The 445-nt window shown below is 51.7% G+C and carries 1 rRNA gene; it reads right to left on the bottom strand.

Features of this window, described 5'->3' with window-relative positions:
- Window positions 1-445 (bottom strand): 23S ribosomal RNA (locus ACPYOD_RS19165); the annotation flags it as partial.

Consider the following 445-nt stretch of genomic DNA (forward strand, 5'->3'; position numbering starts at 1 on the left):
CTTTAAAGGGTGGCTGCTTCTAAGCCAACCTCCTGGCTGTCTATGCCTTTCCACATCGTTTTCCACTTAGCTATGACTTTGGGACCTTAGCTGCGGGTCTGGGTTGTTTCCCTTTTCACGACGGACGTTAGCACCCGCCGTGTGTCTCCCGTGTAGCACGTGTTGGTATTCGGAGTTTGCCATGGTTTGGTAAGTCTCAATGACCCCCTAGCCATAACAGTGCTCTACCCCCAACAGTGTTCGCACGAGGCGCTACCTAAATAGCTTTCGAGGAGAACCAGCTATCTCCGAGTTTGTTTAGCCTTTCACTCCGATCCTCAACTCATCCCCATCTATTGCAACAGATGTGGGTTCGGTCCTCCAGTGCGTGTTACCGCACCTTCAACCTGGTCAAGGATAGATCACTCGGTTTCGGGTCTACTGCCAGAGACTATTCGCCCTATTC

It is taken from the genome of Luteibacter sp. HAY1-4A, from assembly GCF_056755355.1.